Consider the following 15,417-nt stretch of genomic DNA (forward strand, 5'->3'; position numbering starts at 1 on the left):
ATGGTGCGGCTGCTGCTGGTGGACGACGACCCGCTGGTGCGGGCCGGGCTGCGGATGATGCTGGGCGGGGCGCCGGACGTCGAGGTCGTCGCCGAGGCGGCCGACGGCGGCGAGGTGGCGGCACTGGTCCAGGAGCACTCCCCCGACGTGGTGCTGATGGACATCCGCATGCCCGTCGTGGACGGCCTCGCGGCCACCGAGGCGCTGCGGGCGCGGCCGGGCGCGCCCGAGGTGATCGTGCTGACGACCTTCAACACCGACGAGCACGTGCTGCGGGCGCTGCGCGCGGGCGCGGCGGGCTTCGTCCTGAAGGACACGGCGCCGCGCGAGATCGTCGAGGCGGTACGGAAGGTGGCGGCCGGCGAACCGGTGCTGTCCCCGGCGGTGACACGGCAGTTGATCGCCCAGGTCGCCGACTCCGGCGCCGGGGGAAGGGGCGCGCGGGCCACCGCACGGCGCAGGCTCGCGTCGCTGGGCGAGCGGGAGCACGAAGTGGCCCTCGCCATCGGGGAGGGCCGGTCCAACGCGGACATCGCGGCCGGGCTCCACATGAGCGTGCCGACGGTGAAGACCCACGTCTCCCGCATCCTCGGCAAGCTCGGCCTGAACAACCGGGTCCAGATCGCCCTCCTCGTCCACGACGCGGACGCCGCGGGCCGGGGCTGACCGGGCGGAGGCCGCCGGGGTGTCTAGGGTGCGGTCATCAGTACGCGCGCACCCGAGTACGCGCACACCCGCGCACCCGCACGGCCCGGCAGAGAGCGAGAGCCACCCCATGACCACCGGCACCCCCAGGACCGTCCTGATCACCGGCACCTCCTCGGGCATCGGCCTGGCCACCGCCGTGGCCGCCGCCCGCGCCGGCTGGAACGTCGTCGCGACCATGCGCGACCCCGGGAAGGCGGACGCCCTCCGCAAGGCCGCGGCCGGGGCGGGGGTCCCCGAACACGTCCACGTCAAGCGGCTGGACGTGACCGACGCCCGGCTGGTCGCCGCGGTGGTGGAGGACGTCGTCGTGGAGTTCGGCGGCCTGGACGCGGTGGTCAACAACGCCGGCGCCGGGCACGTCGGCACGATCGAGCTGGAGACGGTCGCGGACGTCCGCGCCACGATGGAGGTCAACTTCTTCGGCGTCGTCGAGGTCACCAAGGCCGCGATGCCGCACCTGCGCGCCTCCGGCGGGCGCCTGGTCACCGTCACCAGCGTGGGCGGCGTCGTGGGGCAGCCCTTCAACGAGGCCTACTGCGCCGCGAAGTTCGCGGTCGAGGGCTACATGGAGGCGCTCGCGCCCGTGGCGGCCGCGGTCGGGGTCACGGTGAGCGTCGTCGAACCGGGCGCGGTCGGCAGCGAGTTCGTCGCCAACCTCGACATCGACATCCCCGCGTACGCGGCGGCCGCGGGCCCCTACCGGCCCGCGTTCACCCACTACCTCGACCGGACCACGCAGGCGTTCACGGCCGCCCAGACCATCGACGAGGCCGCGGCGCCCATCGTCGAGGTGCTCGGCGCCGAGCGGCCGCCCTTCCGCGTCCAGACCTCCCCGCGGGCCCGGGAGTTCACGGGCGTGAAGCTCGCGGACCTCGACGGGTCCGCGGTTCAGTCGCTGACCGGCGGCTGGCTCTCGGGCCCGTCCTGACCGTCCCGCTCCTCCAGGGCGTCCGCGAGGGCGTCGACGAGCGCCACGACGCCCTCCGGGCCGTCCACGACGAGGTCGGCCCGGGCGGCCAGTTCGGCCACCTCCGCGCTGCCGCTGCACACCAGCACACCGGGCAGGCCGTCGGCGCGCCGCTTCTCCACGGCCCCGAAGGCGGCCAGGTCGCCCAGGTCGTCACCGGCGTACAGCACGGGACCTGCGCCGACCTCCCGCAGGTAGTCGTTGAGGGCCACGCCCTTGTCCATGCCGGGCGGCCGCAGCTCCAGCACCATCCGGCCCGGCTCCACGATCAGCCCGTGCCGGTCGGCCAGATCGCTCAGCGGTCCGCTCAGCGCCTCGAACGCGGCCTGCGGATCCTCCGTACGGCGCGTGTGGACGGCCACCGCGCGGCCCTTGTCCTCCACCCACGTGCCGTGCCACGCCCCGATCGCGTCCAGCACGCCCGGCAGTTCCGCGCGCACCGCGTTGACCCCGGGGTGCGCGCCGGGCGCCTTGACCTCGCCGGAACGGGCGTCCCAACGCTCGGCGCCGTAGTGGCCCAGCACGACCATGTGCTCCAGGGCCGGCACCCCGGCGAAGCCCCCGTACCGCACGGCCACGCCCGCGGGGCGGCCCGTCACGACCACGACGGACCCGATCCGCGGCGCCAGCCGGGCCAGTGCGGCGGCCGCGCGGGGATGCGCCCGCGCGGCGTCCGGATCCGGCACGATCGGCGCCAGCGTCCCGTCGAAGTCCAGGGCCAGCACGGCCCTGCGGGGCTCCGCGAGCAGTGCGGCCAGGCCGTCCTTGCCCTCGGGCGTCGTGGGTACCGGCAGTTCGTCCCTGCGGCTGCGGCTCATGCCCCCGACCCTACCGACCCCTGCGGGGGGCACGCCCGGCGTACGGAAGCATCCCGCCTCCGGCGGTGTTCTCCGCACCGCCGCCCGCGGGTCCGCTGCGCCTGCGGCGGGCGGTCTCCCACCCACCCGCCCGAACCCCGGACCACCGGTCACCGGCAGGGACGCCCATCGCACCGCCGCAAAGATGGACGCGGACCGACGGTGCCCGCCGCGGATCCACCGCGCCGGCGCGGGCCGCGACGGTGCCCACCGCACGGCAACCCGCCGTCGCCGCCCGCCCGGACCCCGGACCACCGGTCACCGGCGGGGACGCCCGTCGCACCGCCGCAAGGATGGGCGCGGACCGCGACGGCGCCCACCACACGACAACCCGCCGTCGCTGCCCGCCCGAACCCCGGACCCGGCGGGGGGCGGGCGTCAGCGGGTGGTGCGGTGGGTGTCGCGGGTGCGGCGGAGGCGGTTGACCGTGACGGGGTCGTGCGCGAGGGCGCGGGGGTCGTCGAGGAGGGCGTTGAGGAGCTGGTAGTAGCGCGTGGGGGAGATGCCGAGGCGTTCGCGGACGGCCCGTTCCTTCGCGCCGGGTCCGGCCCACGTGCGGCGGGCGATGTCGAGGACGGCGCGGTCCTGCTCCGTCAGCCCGTCCGCGGGGGCGTCCGCCCCGGTCTCGTCCCTTTCCATCCGACAACCATATCCGCGCCCGGGCCCGCGGATGCGCCGGGTGTCCCCCCGATCACACGCAGTCCCCGCCCCGACCCCCTCATGAGGTCTACACCACTCGGGGTTCGCGCCCGCAACCCCGCCTGGCCCCCTTTCGCACGCGGCACGCGATCTCTTTCGACGAGTGGACTAGACCTTTTGCGGGGTCCCGCGCGACACTGTCCCCCGTGAGACACGTCATCGCCCTCGATGTGGGCGGCACCGGCATGAAGGCCGCCCTGGTCGCGGCGGACGGCACGCTGCTGCACGAGGCACGCCGCCCGACCGGCCGGGAGCGCGGCCCGGGTGCCGTGGTCGACTCCGTGCTCGACTTCGCCGCGGACCTTCGTACCTACGGCGAAAGCGCTTACGGCGAGCCCGCCGCCGCGGCCGGGGTCGCCGTGCCCGGGCTGGTCGACGAGCGGGCCGGCATCGCGGTCTACTCCGCGAACCTCGGCTGGCGCGACGCGCCCCTGCGCGACCTGCTCACCCGCCGCCTCGACGGCACCCCCGTCGCCCTCGGCCACGACGTGCGCGCCGGCGGCCTCGCCGAGGGCCGGCTGGGCGCGGGGCGGGGCGCCGAGCGCTTCCTGTTCGTGGCGCTGGGCACCGGCATCGCCGGGGCGATCGGCATCGAGGGCCGTGTCGAGGCCACCGAGCTCGGGCACGTCGTCGTCCGCCCCGGCGGCCCGGTCTGCGGCTGCGGCCAGCGGGGCTGCCTGGAGACGGCGGCCTCCGCCGCCGCCGTGGCCCGCGCCTGGGAGGCCGCGGGCGGGATCCCGGACGCCGGGGCCGCCGGCTGCGCCGCCGCCGTCGAGGCGGGCGACCCCCGCGCGGCGGCCGTGTGGGACGAGGTCGTCGCCGCCCTCGCCGACGGCCTGGTCACCGGGATCACCCTGATGACCCCGGGCACGCTGATCGTCGGCGGCGGGCTCGCCGAGGCCGGCGACACCCTCTTCGCACCGCTGCGGGCCGCCGTCGAGCGGCGGCTGACCTTCCAGCAACTCCCCCTCATCGTGCCGGCGGCCCTCGGGGACACCGCCGGATGCCTGGGCGCAGGGCTGCTCGCCTGGGATCTTCTCTCCGTGGAGGTGACCGCTTGACTGCGGCAACTAGCGTGCTGACCGGTGCCCGTGTGGTGCTGCCGGACGGCGTGGTCGAGGACGGCCGGCTGACCGTCGAGGGCCGCTCGATCGTCGCGAACGACCCGCTCCAGGCGTCCACCCGCGATCTGACGGGGCACTGGATCGTCCCCGGCTTCGTCGACATCCACGTGCACGGCGGCGGCGGCGCGTCCTTCTCCTCCGGTGACGCCGAGGCCGTCCTCACCGGCATCGCGACCCACCGGCGGCACGGCACCACCACCCTGCTCGCCTCGACGGTCACCGGGGACCTGGACGACCTGTCCCGGCAGGCCGCGCTGCTGGCCGAACTGGTCGAGCAGGGCGACCTGGCCGGCATCCACTTCGAGGGGCCGTTCATCTCCCCGCACCGGCGCGGTGCGCACAAGCCCTCGCTGCTGCGCGACCCGCACCCCTCGGACGTCCGCAAGCTGCTCGACGCCGCCCGCGGCACCGCGCGCATGGTGACCCTCGCCCCCGAACTGCCCGGCGGGCTCGACTCGGTGCGGATGCTGGCCGAGCACGGCGTCATCGCCGCCGTCGGCCACACCGACGCCGCGTACGAGGCCACCCTGCAGGCCGTCGAGGCGGGCGCGACCGTGGCGACGCACCTGTTCAACGCCATGCCCGCGCTGCTGCACCGCGCACCCGGCCCGATCGCCGCCCTGCTGGAGGACGAGCGGGTCACCGTCGAACTCATCAACGACGGCGTCCACCTGCACCCGGCCGTCCTGGAGATGGCGTTCCGCAGCGCCGGGGCCGACCGGGTCGCCTTCATCACCGACGCCATGGACGCGGCCGGCTTCGGCGACGGCCGCTACCTGCTGGGCCCGATGGAGGTCGACGTCGTCGACGGCGTCGCCCGGCTCGTCGAGGGCGGCTCCATCGCGGGCTCCACGCTGACCCTGGACACCGCGTTCAAGCGGGCGGTGACCGTGGACGGGCTGCCCGTCGCCGACGCCGTGCGCGCGCTGAGCGCCAACCCGGCGCGGCTGCTGGGCGCGTACGACCGGATCGGCTCCCTGGAGCCGGGCAAGGACGCCGACCTGGTGGTCCTGAACGCGTCGTTCGACCTCGTGGGCGTGATGCGGAAGGGCAGCTGGGTCGTCGAGCCCTGACGGACCCCCGGGCGGCGGGGTCTGTGCCTCCGGGCGTTCCTTTGGCATGATCCCTTCCCATCGCACACGCTGTTCGAAGGGATCATGCGGTGATCGTCACCGTCACGCTGAACGCCGCCATCGACGTGACCTACCGCGTCCCCCGGCTGCGGCCGCACACCACCCACCGGGTGTCGGAGGCCGCGGAACGTCCCGGCGGCAAAGGGCTGAACGTCGCCCGCGTCCTCGCCGCGCTCGGCCACGAGGCCGTCGCGACCGGCTTCGCGGGCGGCGCGTCCGGTGACCGGCTGCGGGCCTGCCTGACGGGGATCGACGGCGTCACGGACGCCCTCGTGCCCACCTCCGGCAGCACCCGGCGGACGGTGGGCGTCGTGGACGAGTCGGGCGGCGACACCACGATGTTCAACGAGCCCGGCCCGACGATCACTTCGCAGGAGTGGGCGGCCTTCCTCGGTACGTACCGCAAGTTCCTGGACGGCGGCGCGGCGCGCGCCGTGGCGCTGTGCGGCAGCCTCCCGCCGGGACTGCCGGTCGGCTGCTACGCCGAACTCGTGCGGGACGCGCGCGCCGCGGGTGTCCCGGTCCTGCTGGACACCAGCGGTGAGCCGCTGCGGCGCGGCCTGGCCGCCCGGCCGGATCTGGTCAAGCCCAACGCCGCCGAGCTGACCGGGCTCACCGGCGCTACAGAGCCCATGCGCGCCGCCCGCGACGCCCGCCGCCGCGGCGCCCGCGCCGTCGCCGCCTCGCTCGGCCCCGACGGGATGCTCGCCCTCGCCGAGGACGGCACCGTGTGGACCGCCCGGCCCCCGGCGCCCGTCCCCGGCAATCCCGCCGGCGCCGGCGACTCCGCCGTCGCCGCCCTGCTCTCCGGGCTCGTCGAGGGCCTCGACTGGCCGCGCCGCCTGGCCCGCGCCGTCGCCCTCTCGGCGGCCACCGTGGCGGCACCGGTCGCGGGCGAGTTCGACCGCGGGGTGTACGAGGACCTGCTGGGGCGGGTCGATGTGCTGTGCTCGGAGGAGACGGGGCGTTAGCCCTTGTGCTCGCCCTGCTCGACCGAGACCTGGTCGAGGTAGTAGTTGCACTGGTTGCCTGCCTCGCAGGACAGGGCCACCGTGTTCTCGCCCTGCTTCAGCCGGATGTAGCTGTAGGACTTGGTCCAGCCGCCCTCGTAGTCACCAGGCTTGGCGTGCGCGAAGTTCCGCAGGCTCATGGGCCGCTGCTGCTTCTCGCCGTTGACGGTGATCGTGGCGTTCCCGTCGGCGCCCGGCACGGTGTATTCCACGAACAGCGTGTACGCGCCGTCCTCGGGGACGGAGAAGTCCCACGTGGCCGAGGCACCCACGGACTCCATCCCGGCGACGTACTTGCCGCCGGCACCCTTGCCTCCGGAGACGCCGGTGGCGATCGTGGCACCGCCGGCCAGCTTCAGGGTGGCCGCGTCCACGACTCCCGGAACGGTCGCGCTCGCCGAGGCCGAGGGCTCGCCGGAGCTGTCGCTCTTGCCGCCGTCGCTGTTCGCGGTCGGCGTGGAGCCGCCGCCCGCCTGCGGGGTCTTGTCGTCACCGCCCGCCATGGCGACGCCGATGCCGATCGCGACGGCGGCGACGACGGCGACGGCACCGATCAGCAGGCCCTTGCTGTTGGGGCCGCCGGGGCGCGGGGACGCGGCGCGCCGGCTGCCGCCGCCGGCCGGTCCCGACGGGCCTGCCGGGCCCTGGGGGAACTGCTGGGTCGCCTGTGCCTGCTGGGGCTGCGGCTGACCGTAGGAGGGCGCCTGCTGACCGTACGCGGGCTGCTGCTGCGGGTAGCCGTAGCCGCCCTGCTGGGACTGCTGCGGCTGCTGCTGGCGCCGCTCACCGACCCGCTGCACCTGGTTGTACGAGGTGCGGGGCACACCGGGCTGGGCAGCAGCCGCCTGACCCGGCTCCTCGCCGTCCTGGCGGTACAGGTACGCGAAGGGGTCGTCACTCCCGGGCTCGGGGGCACCGTTGTTGCCGGCCGTCATCCGCTCTTCACCTTCCACTGCCTGTCACTTGCACAGCACCTATCAGTACCGGGCCATCCGGCAATAGGCGTACGCTCACGCGATGGCCAAATGTTCATGATCGATTCATCCGCGGCCGTCACGGGCGGACACACCTCTGACCACGGCACCCTACCTGGAACCGGTGATGGACCGCTCAACCGTCCGAAGCCCCGGGTTGTGCACATACGGTGGAGACGTGATCGACAGCACAGCCGCGTGGACGGGGTGGCGGGAGGCCACGGAGCGGGCCCTGTACGGCCCGGGAGGCTTCTTCCGCCGGGAGCGCCCGGCCGCCCATTTCCGCACTTCGGTGCATGCCTCGCCGCTGTTCGCGGGGGCCGTCGCCCGGCTCCTGGAGCGCGTCGACGCGGACCTCAGGCACCCCGGCGAGCTGGCCCTGGTGGACGTCGGCGCGGGCGCCGGGGAACTGCTCACGGGGGTGCTCGATGTGGTTCCCGCCACGTTGCGCGCCCGCCTGCGGCCCCACGCGGTGGAGAAGGCCCCGCGACCGGACGGCCTGGACGCCCGGGTGACCTGGTCCGACGAGCTCCCGCGGGGCCTGCGGGGCCTGCTCTTCGCCAACGAATGGCTGGACAACGTGCCGGTCGCGGTGGCGGAGACCGACGCGCACGGTGTGCCCCGCCACGTCCTCGTCCGCGCCTCGGACGGCGCCGAGCGCCTGGGCGACGCGGTGGCCGGGGAGGACGCCGCCTGGCTGCGCCGCTGGTGGCCGGTCGAGGGCGCGGAGGCCGGGACCCGGGCGGAGATCGGCCGCTGGCGGGATTCCGCCTGGGCGGCCGCGGTGGCCTGCCTGGAGGCCGGGCTCGCCGTCGCGGTCGACTACGGCCACGTGGCCGGGGCCCGCCCGCCGTACGGGACGCTCACCGCGTTCCGGGCGGGCCGCGAGGTCTCACCGCCCGTGCCCGACGGCTCCTGCGACATCACGGCACACGTGACGATGGACGCCTGCGCGGGCCCCGGGGCGGTCCTGCGCACCCAGCGCGAGGCCCTGGGCGCCCTGGGGGTCACCGGGGCCCGTCCGCCGCTCTCCCTGGCCTCCTCCGACCCCGCCGGCTACGTGCGCGCCCTGACCCGCGCGGGTCAGGCGGCCGAGCTCACCGAGCCGTCCGGTCTCGGCGGCTTCCTCTGGCTGGAGCAGCCCGTGCCGGCCGCCGGGGAAGCTCCGGGGGGCACGCCCCGGGACACGTAAAGGGATGGGAAACTGGGCCCATGACGGAGACCACGATCGGCATCGGCGGCGCGGCCGAGGGCACCGACATGGTGCTGAACATCGGCCCGCAGCACCCCTCGACGCACGGGGTGCTGCGCCTGCGCCTGAGCCTGGACGGCGAGCGGATCGGCTCGGCCGAGCCGGTCATCGGGTACATGCACCGGGGCGCCGAGAAGCTCTTCGAGGCCCGGGACTACCGCCAGATCATCATGCTGGCCAACCGGCACGACTGGCTCTCCGCCTTCTCCAACGAACTCGGTGTCGTGCTCGCCGTGGAGCGCATGCTCGGCATGGAGGTGCCCGAGCGCGCGGTGTGGACCCGCACGCTGCTCGCCGAGCTGAACCGGGTGCTCAACCACCTGATGTTCCTCGGCTCCTACCCCCTCGAACTGGGCGGGATCACCCCGATTTTCCACGCGTTCCGCGAGCGCGAGGACCTGCAGGCGGTCATGGAGGAGGTCTCCGGCGGCCGCATGCACTACATGTTCAACCGCGTCGGCGGCCTCAAGGAGGACCTCCCCAATGGCTGGCACGGCCGGGTCCGGGCCGCCGTCGCCGCCGTGCGCTCGCGCATGGGGACCTTCGACGACCTGGTCCTCGGCAACGAGATCTTCCGCGGCCGCACCCGCGGCGTCGGCGTCCTCGCCGCGCGGGACGTGCACGCGTACGGGGTGAGCGGCCCGATCGCCCGCGCCTCGGGCGTCGACTTCGACCTGCGCCGGGACGAGCCGTACCTGGCCTACGGGGATTTGGCGGACACCCTGAAGGTCCCCACCCGCACCGAGGGCGACTGCCTGGCCCGCTTCGAGGTGCTGCTGGAGCAGACCCACGTCGCCTTGGACCTCGCCGACGCGTGCCTCGACCGGCTGGCCGAGCTGCCCCCGGGACCCGTCAACCAGCGGCTGCCGAAGGTGCTCAAGGCCCCCGAGGGCCACACGTACGCCTGGACCGAGAACCCGCTCGGGCTCAACGGCTACTACCTGGTGTCCAAGGGCGAGAAGACGCCGTACCGGCTGAAGCTGCGCTCGGCGTCCTACAACAACATCCAGGCGCTCGCCGTACTGCTGCCGGGCACGCTGATCGCCGACATGGTGGCGATCCTGGGCTCGATGTTCTTCGTCGTCGGCGACATCGACAAGTGACCGGCGGGGCGCCTGCGGGCGGCCCGCCGGACGTCGGAAGGCCGGACGTCAGGAGGACTGGGCGCGCAGCTCGCTGAGGTCCAGCTGCTCGGTCTCGTCGTGCACGGTCAGGTCGATGACCTCGGCCTGCTCGGCCACGGCCTCGTCCCCGACGACGTCGGCGAGGTCCGCCCCCGCGGGCGCCGCCTCGCCGGCCGGTTCCAGTTCCTGGGGGCGGGCCTTCTCGTTCTTCGTGCCGAAGAAGTCGAAGCCGCCCTGGGCACGGCTGGCCTGCCGGTTGGGCTTGGCGTACGGCAGCACGGCCGCGGCGACCGCCGGGACGAGCTTGGGCTGGCGCACCGGCAGCGCCGGGGTGTTCCCGCTGCCACTGGTGGTGGCGTCGGCGGGACGCTCACGGACGGCCGGGTCCAGCGCGTGCCTGCCCTGCGGCTCGTCGGTGTCGGTGAGGTCGCGGCGGCGCGCCTCCTCGACGGTGAGCGCGGCCTGCTGGCGGGCGCCGTTGCGCGACAGGTCCCGCAGCGCGGAGGCGGCCCGCAGGTACGCGGCCGGGCTGACCGGCGAGGTGTAGGGCACGGGCAGCGCGGAGCCGACCGCCTTCTTGGCGACGCGGCCGTCCTCCAGGGCGCGGGCCCGCTCGGACTCGGCGGTGGCGTAGCGACGCAGCAGGTCCGCGTGCTCCGTGCGGAGCCGGGCCAGTTCGGCGCGCTTGCCGCGCAGCTTGTTCTCCAGCTTGCCGCGCAGCTCGCGGGAGTCCTCGAGGTCCACCTCGAGCTCCGCGATCCGCTCGTCGGCACGCCACTCGTCGCGCACACGCGCGGTCTTCAGGTCGGCAACCTGCTTGCCGGCGGCGCGGTCCCAGCTGCGCAGCAGGAAGGCGCCGCCACCGGCGACACCGGCCGCCGCGACGACGAACACACGGAGCAGCACCGGATCACCGATCACCAGCGCGCCGACGGCGAGGGCCGCGGCGGAGCCGGCGACCGTCACGGGCGGGAGCAGCCGGTGCAGCGGCTGGGAATGGCGGTGTCGTCCACGGGGCATGGAAGGGAACTTAGCGTGCCCGTGCGTCGTGTGGGGCCGCGGCATCCGATTTCTCACCGAACACACAACGACAAATACGGAGGGCGCTCGCGCGTGCACCAAACGTCACGCGAACGCCCTCCCGCCACCATTTAGTCGATCTTGTCCGTCCGGAACCGTCCGGGACCGTCCGTCGGCCCCGGGGCCTCAGCCCTTCAGCAGGCCCTTCGACTTCAGGTAGTCGGCGGCCACGTCCTCGGGCTTCTTGCGCTCCGCGTCCACCTGCTTGTTCAGCTCGGTGAGGTCGGCCGTGGTCAGCACCTGGGTGAGCTTGTCCAGGGCCGCGGCGACGTCCGCCCCGCCGGCCTCCTTCGCGTTGACGACGGGCAGCACGTTGTCGGCGTTCTGCAGGCCCCTGTCGTCCTCCAGGAGCACCAGGCCGAACTGGTCGAGGGTGGCGTCCGTGGTCGTGGTGAGCACCAGCTGGTCGGTGCCGTCCTTGACGGCCTGCTTGGCCTGGACGGTGCCGACGCCCTTGGTGTCGACCGACGTGACGTCTATGCCGTAGGTCTTCTTCAGGCCGGGCGAGCAGAAGGGGCGGATGGAGCACTCCTCGCCCGCGGCGAGCTTGACCTTGATCTTCGACTTCCCGAGGTCGGACAGGGTCTTGAGGTTGTTCTTCTCCGCGAAGTCCTTGGTGACCGCGAACGCGTTCTGGTCGACCGCCTCACCGGCCGGCAGCACCTTCAGCCCGCGCGGGTCGGCGAGTTCGGTGAGCGCCGTGACGGTGGCGTCGACGTCGGAGGAGGCCACGGGCGCGGCGTCCTTGCCGTTCGCCTTCGCGTTGAGGAATTCCGCGAGCGTGGCCGCGTACTCGGGGACGACGTCTATCTGGCCCTTCTCCAGGGCGGGTTCGTACAGCTCGCGGTTGTCGACCGTCTTGATCGTGGTCTTGTAGCCGGCGTCGGTCAGCAACTGCGCGTACAGCTGCGCGAGGACCGTGCTCTCGGTGAACCCGGCCGAGCCGACGGTCAGGGAACCCTTGCCGCCGCCTGCCGACGAACTGCCCCCTCCCCCGCTCTTCTCCAGGCTGTCGCCGCCGCAGGCCGCCAGGCCGGCGGAGAGGACCGCCACGGCGGCCACGGCGGTGGCGGTGCGCAGGGCCTTGCTCATGAGAACTCCATCTGATGTGTGGGACGGGCAGGTCTTCGGGCGGGTCGGGACTTCCGCGTGGGGGACACCAGGCGCTGCAGCAACAGGAAGACTCCCTCCACCAGCAGGGCGAGCGCGGCCACGAGCACCGCGCCCGCGACCACCTTCGGGGTGTCGTACTGGGCGAAGCCCGCGGTGATGATGCGGCCGAGGCCGCCCTCCCCGGGCAGTGCCGCGAGCGTGGCGGTGGCGACGACCTGGACGGCGGCCGAGCGCACCCCGCTCAGGACGAAGGGCGCGGCGAGCGGCAGCTCGATCCGGCCGAGCAGCTGCCCACCGGTCATCCCCATGCCGCGGGCGGCCTCCACCGCGTCGCGGTCGACCTGGCGCATGCCGACGTAGGTGTTGGTGAGCAGCGGCGGGACGGCGAAGAGGACCAGCGCGAGGATCGTCGGCCAGTGGCTCGCCGACCCCAGGGCGATGATCAGGAGCACGAGCACGGCGAACGTGGGCACCGCGCGACCGACGTTGGACAGGTTGACGGCCAGCGCCCCGCCCTTGCCGAGGTGGCCGAGGAGGATCGCGACGGGCAGCGCCACGGCGCAGGCGATGCCCAGGGAGACGAAGGTCAGGGAGAGGTGCTCGCCGAGCCGCTGCAGCACCCCGTCGGTGCCGGTCCAGTTGGCGCCGGTGGTCAGCCACTCCCACGCGCCGGGGATCACCGCCATCACGCCACCGCCTTCCGGGCACGGCTCCAGGGCGAGAGCAGCCGCTGGAGACCGAGCAGGAGCACGTCCGCGAGGATCGCCAGCACCACGCAGATCGCCGAGGCGGTGAACACCTCGGCCTTGAAGAAGCTGTGCATCCCCGCGTAGATCAGGTTGCCCAGGCCCCCGTAGCCGAGGATCGCGCCGACCGTCGTGAGGGAGACCGTGGCGACCGTGGCGATCCGCACGCCCGCCATCACCGCCGGCAGCGCCAGCGGCAGCTCCACCTCCAGCAGCAGGCGTACCGGGCCGTACCCCATGCCGCGGGCGGCCTCCCGCGCGTCCTCGGGCACGGAGTCCAGGCCGGCGAGGAAGTTCCTGACGAGGATGGTCAGCGAGTAGAGCGTCAGCCCGGTGACGACCACGGCCGCGGAGATGCCGAACACGGGCACGAGCAAGGAGAAGAGCGCGAGCGACGGGACCGTGTAGAGCACGGTCGTCACGCCCAGCACCGGCCCCTCGGCCGCCCGCCAGCGCCGGGCGAGCAGGGCCAGCGGCAACGCGAGCAGCACGCCCGCCGCCACCGACGCCACGGTGATCCACAGATGTTGCACACCCGCGTCCAGCAACTCCTGGCTGCGCGTGCGCACGTACTCACCGCAGATCCAGTCGTTCGCCGCCAGGCAGTCCTGTCCGGCCATGCGATGCCACCTCCCCCGCCCGCTTCAGATCATGCAGGTGAGCGTAAACCCGGCCACCGACATTCCCGGCGTCCCGCCACATCCTCGCAACACCCCCTTCACAACCATCGCCGAGCGTGTACCAAGCTGGGGGGTGAGCCGCACCACCCAGCGCCGACGAGAGGTCCCGATGATCCGCTTCGAGAACGTCACCAAGCGCTACCCCGACGGCACCACCGCCGTCGACGACCTGTCCTTCGACGTGCGCGAGGGCGAACTCGTGACCCTCGTCGGGCCGTCCGGCTGCGGCAAGACCACCACGATGAAGATGGTCAACCGGCTCATCGAGCCCACCGCCGGCCGGATCCTGCTGGACGGCGAGGACATCGCCCGCACCGACCCGGTACGGCTGCGCCGCCGCATCGGCTACGTCATCCAGAACGTCGGGCTGTTCCCCCACAAGACCGTGCTGGAGAACACCGAGACCGTGCCGCACCTGCTCGGCTGGACCCGCGCCAAGCGCCGGGCGCGCGCCGCCGAGCTGCTGGAACTGGTCGGCCTGGACCCGTCCGTGCACGGCTCCCGCTACCCCGAGCAGCTCTCCGGCGGGCAGCGGCAACGGGTCGGTGTGGCGCGGGCACTGGCGGCCGACCCGCCGCTGCTGCTGATGGACGAGCCCTTCGGCGCCGTCGACCCGGTGGTGCGCGAGCGGCTGCAGTCGGAGTTCCTGCGGCTGCAGGAACAGGTGCGCAAGACCGTGCTGTTCGTCACCCACGACATCGAGGAGGCGGTCCGGCTCGGCGACCGCATGGCGGTCTTCGGCCCCGGCCGGATCGAGCAGTACGACACCCCCGCGACCGTGCTCGGTTCCCCCGCCACCCCGTACGTGGCCGACTTCGTCGGCTCCGACCGCGGTCTGAAGCGGCTGTCCGTCACGCCGGTCGAGACCGCCGACCTGGAGCACCCGCCCGTCGTGCGCGCCGGCTCCCCCGCCGCGGAGGCCGCCGCCGTCCTGGCGGAGCAGGGCGACCCCTACGCCGTCGTCCTCGACGACGACGGCGGGCTGCGCGGCTACGTCGCCGCGGGCACCCTCACCTCGGGCACCGTGGCCGACCACACCCGCCGCCTGGAGGCCTGGGTCCCGGTCGGCGCCCCCCTCAAGCGGGCCTTCAGCGCGATGCTCCAGCACGACGCGGGCTGGATAGCCGTCGTCGACGGCGACCGCTTCGCCGGGGTGCTGACCCCGGCGACGCTCCACACCGCGCTGCGCCGTTCGGTCAACGAGGACGGCGACGACGGCGATGTCGAGGACGAGAACGATGACGCGGGGCGGTCGGTGGCGGCCGGGACCGGGCCGGGCGACAATCGCCGGGCCGAACCGGACGCCGAAGCCTCCTGATGCGGAGCGTTCCATGACCACCCCGCGGGACCTGATCATCACCGCCCTGGAACGGGCCGCCGAACGCGCCGTGGAGCCCGGCGACCTCTCCCTCGCCCTCGCCGCGGCCGAGGCCGTCGACCTCCTGGCCGCGGGGGCGGTGGCCCTGGAGGGCGACCGCCTGGTGCCGGGCGGGCACCCGGAGCTCGCCGACCCGCTGCTGGAGGAGGCCGCGGCCGCGCTGGTGCGCCAGGCGCCGTACGAGACCCCCGGCGACTGGCTGTGGCGCAGGGGCCGCGGCCTGGCCGGCGTCTACCTGGCCGCCCTGGAAGCCGGGGGCGAGGTCGTACGGGAACGGCACCGGAGGTGGCTGGTCCGCGACACCCGGACCGTGCTGGGCGACTCCCCCGCCCGGCGCCGCGCGGCGGACCGCCTGGCGGCGGACGAGCCCGTCCTGACCGCCCTCACCGGGGCGCTCGGCCTGCGCGGCGGCCCGGCCACCGACCCGCCCCCCGGGGTGACCGACCCCGCGAAGGCCCGCGTCCTGGCCGCCCTCGACGGCGCGCTGGCCGAGCTGACGGCCGAACGCCGACGGCGCTCCCGGCGACAGGCCGACGCCGCCGCCGAGAACGTCCGGCGCGGCTACTGACAGA

At 74.3% G+C, this 15,417-nt stretch carries 15 protein-coding genes and 1 pseudogene; 9 read left to right on the forward strand and 7 right to left on the reverse strand.

Annotated features, from left to right (window positions below):
* Both AC1VWI_RS20690 and AC1VWI_RS20695 read left to right on the forward strand, forming a co-directional pair.
* Positions 1-666, forward strand: a complete 666-nt coding sequence (locus tag AC1VWI_RS20690) for a response regulator transcription factor (protein WP_499516872.1) — start codon at positions 1-3, stop codon at positions 664-666.
* Positions 667-760: 94 nt separating this feature from the next.
* Positions 761-1,636, forward strand: a pseudogene (locus AC1VWI_RS20695) (SDR family NAD(P)-dependent oxidoreductase); the annotation flags it as partial.
* Here the strand turns inward: AC1VWI_RS20695 and otsB are convergent.
* Both otsB and AC1VWI_RS20705 read right to left on the reverse strand, forming a co-directional pair.
* Positions 1,597-2,493 (reverse strand): trehalose-phosphatase, encoded by an 897-nt coding sequence (gene otsB / locus AC1VWI_RS20700; RefSeq protein WP_499512502.1) that lies wholly within the window; start codon positions 2,491-2,493, stop codon positions 1,597-1,599. The pseudogene AC1VWI_RS20695 and the gene otsB overlap by 40 nt on opposite strands.
* Before the next feature lie 417 nt (positions 2,494-2,910).
* Complete coding sequence (locus AC1VWI_RS20705; protein ID WP_499512503.1) at positions 2,911-3,171, reverse strand: DUF3263 domain-containing protein; 261 nt, start codon at positions 3,169-3,171, stop codon at positions 2,911-2,913.
* A gap of 206 nt (positions 3,172-3,377) precedes the next feature.
* On the opposite strand from AC1VWI_RS20705, the gene AC1VWI_RS20710 reads away from it, so the two are divergent.
* The 3 genes from AC1VWI_RS20710 to AC1VWI_RS20720 all read left to right on the forward strand — a co-directional run bounded on the left by AC1VWI_RS20710 (position 3,378) and on the right by AC1VWI_RS20720 (position 6,459).
* Complete coding sequence (locus AC1VWI_RS20710) at positions 3,378-4,292, forward strand: ROK family protein (RefSeq protein WP_499512504.1); 915 nt, start codon at positions 3,378-3,380, stop codon at positions 4,290-4,292.
* Positions 4,235-5,428, forward strand: a complete 1,194-nt coding sequence (gene nagA / locus AC1VWI_RS20715; protein ID WP_499512505.1) for an N-acetylglucosamine-6-phosphate deacetylase — start codon at positions 4,235-4,237, stop codon at positions 5,426-5,428. Before AC1VWI_RS20710 ends, nagA begins: the two co-directional genes overlap by 58 nt.
* Before the next feature lie 89 nt (positions 5,429-5,517).
* A complete protein-coding gene (locus AC1VWI_RS20720; RefSeq protein ID WP_499512506.1) occupies positions 5,518-6,459 on the forward strand; it encodes a 1-phosphofructokinase family hexose kinase in 942 nt (313 codons plus the stop codon).
* Here AC1VWI_RS20720 and AC1VWI_RS20725 read toward each other — a convergent pair.
* Positions 6,456-7,433: a carbohydrate-binding protein gene (locus tag AC1VWI_RS20725; protein ID WP_499512507.1), complete on the reverse strand. Its 978-nt coding sequence runs from the start codon at positions 7,431-7,433 to the stop codon at positions 6,456-6,458. The two genes, AC1VWI_RS20720 and AC1VWI_RS20725, sit on opposite strands and share 4 nt — an antisense overlap.
* 217 nt (positions 7,434-7,650) lie before the next feature.
* Here AC1VWI_RS20725 and AC1VWI_RS20730 point away from each other — a divergent pair, with 217 nt between their 5' ends.
* Together AC1VWI_RS20730 and AC1VWI_RS20735 are read left to right on the forward strand one after the other, a co-directional pair.
* Entirely contained in the window at positions 7,651-8,664 is a 1,014-nt protein-coding gene (locus AC1VWI_RS20730; RefSeq protein ID WP_499512508.1) for an SAM-dependent methyltransferase, read from the forward strand.
* 20 nt (positions 8,665-8,684) lie between these two features.
* Positions 8,685-9,827, forward strand: coding sequence for an NADH-quinone oxidoreductase subunit D (locus tag AC1VWI_RS20735; protein ID WP_499512509.1), 1,143 nt, complete (start codon positions 8,685-8,687; stop codon positions 9,825-9,827).
* Between the two features lie 48 nt (positions 9,828-9,875).
* On the opposite strand, the gene AC1VWI_RS20740 is transcribed toward AC1VWI_RS20735, so the two are convergent.
* From AC1VWI_RS20740 to AC1VWI_RS20755, 4 genes are all read right to left on the reverse strand, one after another.
* Positions 9,876-10,868 (reverse strand): hypothetical protein, encoded by a 993-nt coding sequence (locus AC1VWI_RS20740; RefSeq protein WP_499512510.1) that lies wholly within the window; start codon positions 10,866-10,868, stop codon positions 9,876-9,878.
* 186 nt (positions 10,869-11,054) lie between these two features.
* Positions 11,055-12,020, reverse strand: coding sequence for an ABC transporter substrate-binding protein (locus tag AC1VWI_RS20745; RefSeq protein WP_499512511.1), 966 nt, complete (start codon positions 12,018-12,020; stop codon positions 11,055-11,057).
* Positions 12,017-12,727 (reverse strand): ABC transporter permease, encoded by a 711-nt coding sequence (locus AC1VWI_RS20750; protein WP_499512512.1) that lies wholly within the window; start codon positions 12,725-12,727, stop codon positions 12,017-12,019. The genes AC1VWI_RS20745 and AC1VWI_RS20750 overlap by 4 nt, the downstream gene beginning before the upstream one ends.
* On the reverse strand, positions 12,727-13,407 hold the full coding sequence (locus tag AC1VWI_RS20755; RefSeq protein WP_499512513.1) for an ABC transporter permease: 681 nt from the start codon (positions 13,405-13,407) through the stop codon (positions 12,727-12,729). The genes AC1VWI_RS20750 and AC1VWI_RS20755 overlap by 1 nt, the downstream gene beginning before the upstream one ends.
* 169 nt (positions 13,408-13,576) lie before the next feature.
* Between AC1VWI_RS20755 and AC1VWI_RS20760 the strand changes: the two genes are divergently transcribed.
* Both AC1VWI_RS20760 and AC1VWI_RS20765 read left to right on the forward strand, forming a co-directional pair.
* The gene (locus AC1VWI_RS20760) at positions 13,577-14,785 is read left to right on the forward strand and encodes an ABC transporter ATP-binding protein (RefSeq protein ID WP_499516873.1); all 1,209 of its coding nucleotides are present in this window, start codon (positions 13,577-13,579) and stop codon (positions 14,783-14,785) included.
* A gap of 13 nt (positions 14,786-14,798) precedes the next feature.
* Entirely contained in the window at positions 14,799-15,413 is a 615-nt protein-coding gene (locus AC1VWI_RS20765) for a GPP34 family phosphoprotein (protein ID WP_499512514.1), read from the forward strand.
* Positions 15,414-15,417 lie beyond the last annotated feature (4 nt).

The organism is Streptomyces sp. TOM-9 (assembly GCF_056858595.1).

Coding starts and splice junctions, on each gene's coding strand:
- AC1VWI_RS20690 (WP_499516872.1), top strand. CDS start 1: ATGGTGCGGCTGCTGCTGGTGGACGACGACCCGCTGGTGCGGGCCGGG.
- otsB (WP_499512502.1), bottom strand. CDS start 2,493: ATGAGCCGCAGCCGCAGGGACGAACTGCCGGTACCCACGACGCCCGAG.
- AC1VWI_RS20705 (WP_499512503.1), bottom strand. CDS start 3,171: ATGGAAAGGGACGAGACCGGGGCGGACGCCCCCGCGGACGGGCTGACG.
- nagA (WP_499512505.1), top strand. CDS start 4,235: ATGCCTGGGCGCAGGGCTGCTCGCCTGGGATCTTCTCTCCGTGGAGGT.
- AC1VWI_RS20725 (WP_499512507.1), bottom strand. CDS start 7,433: ATGACGGCCGGCAACAACGGTGCCCCCGAGCCCGGGAGTGACGACCCC.
- AC1VWI_RS20735 (WP_499512509.1), top strand. CDS start 8,685: ATGACGGAGACCACGATCGGCATCGGCGGCGCGGCCGAGGGCACCGAC.
- AC1VWI_RS20740 (WP_499512510.1), bottom strand. CDS start 10,868: ATGCCCCGTGGACGACACCGCCATTCCCAGCCGCTGCACCGGCTGCTC.
- AC1VWI_RS20745 (WP_499512511.1), bottom strand. CDS start 12,020: ATGAGCAAGGCCCTGCGCACCGCCACCGCCGTGGCCGCCGTGGCGGTC.
- AC1VWI_RS20750 (WP_499512512.1), bottom strand. CDS start 12,727: ATGGCGGTGATCCCCGGCGCGTGGGAGTGGCTGACCACCGGCGCCAAC.
- AC1VWI_RS20755 (WP_499512513.1), bottom strand. CDS start 13,407: ATGGCCGGACAGGACTGCCTGGCGGCGAACGACTGGATCTGCGGTGAG.
- AC1VWI_RS20760 (WP_499516873.1), top strand. CDS start 13,577: ATGATCCGCTTCGAGAACGTCACCAAGCGCTACCCCGACGGCACCACC.
- AC1VWI_RS20765 (WP_499512514.1), top strand. CDS start 14,799: ATGACCACCCCGCGGGACCTGATCATCACCGCCCTGGAACGGGCCGCC.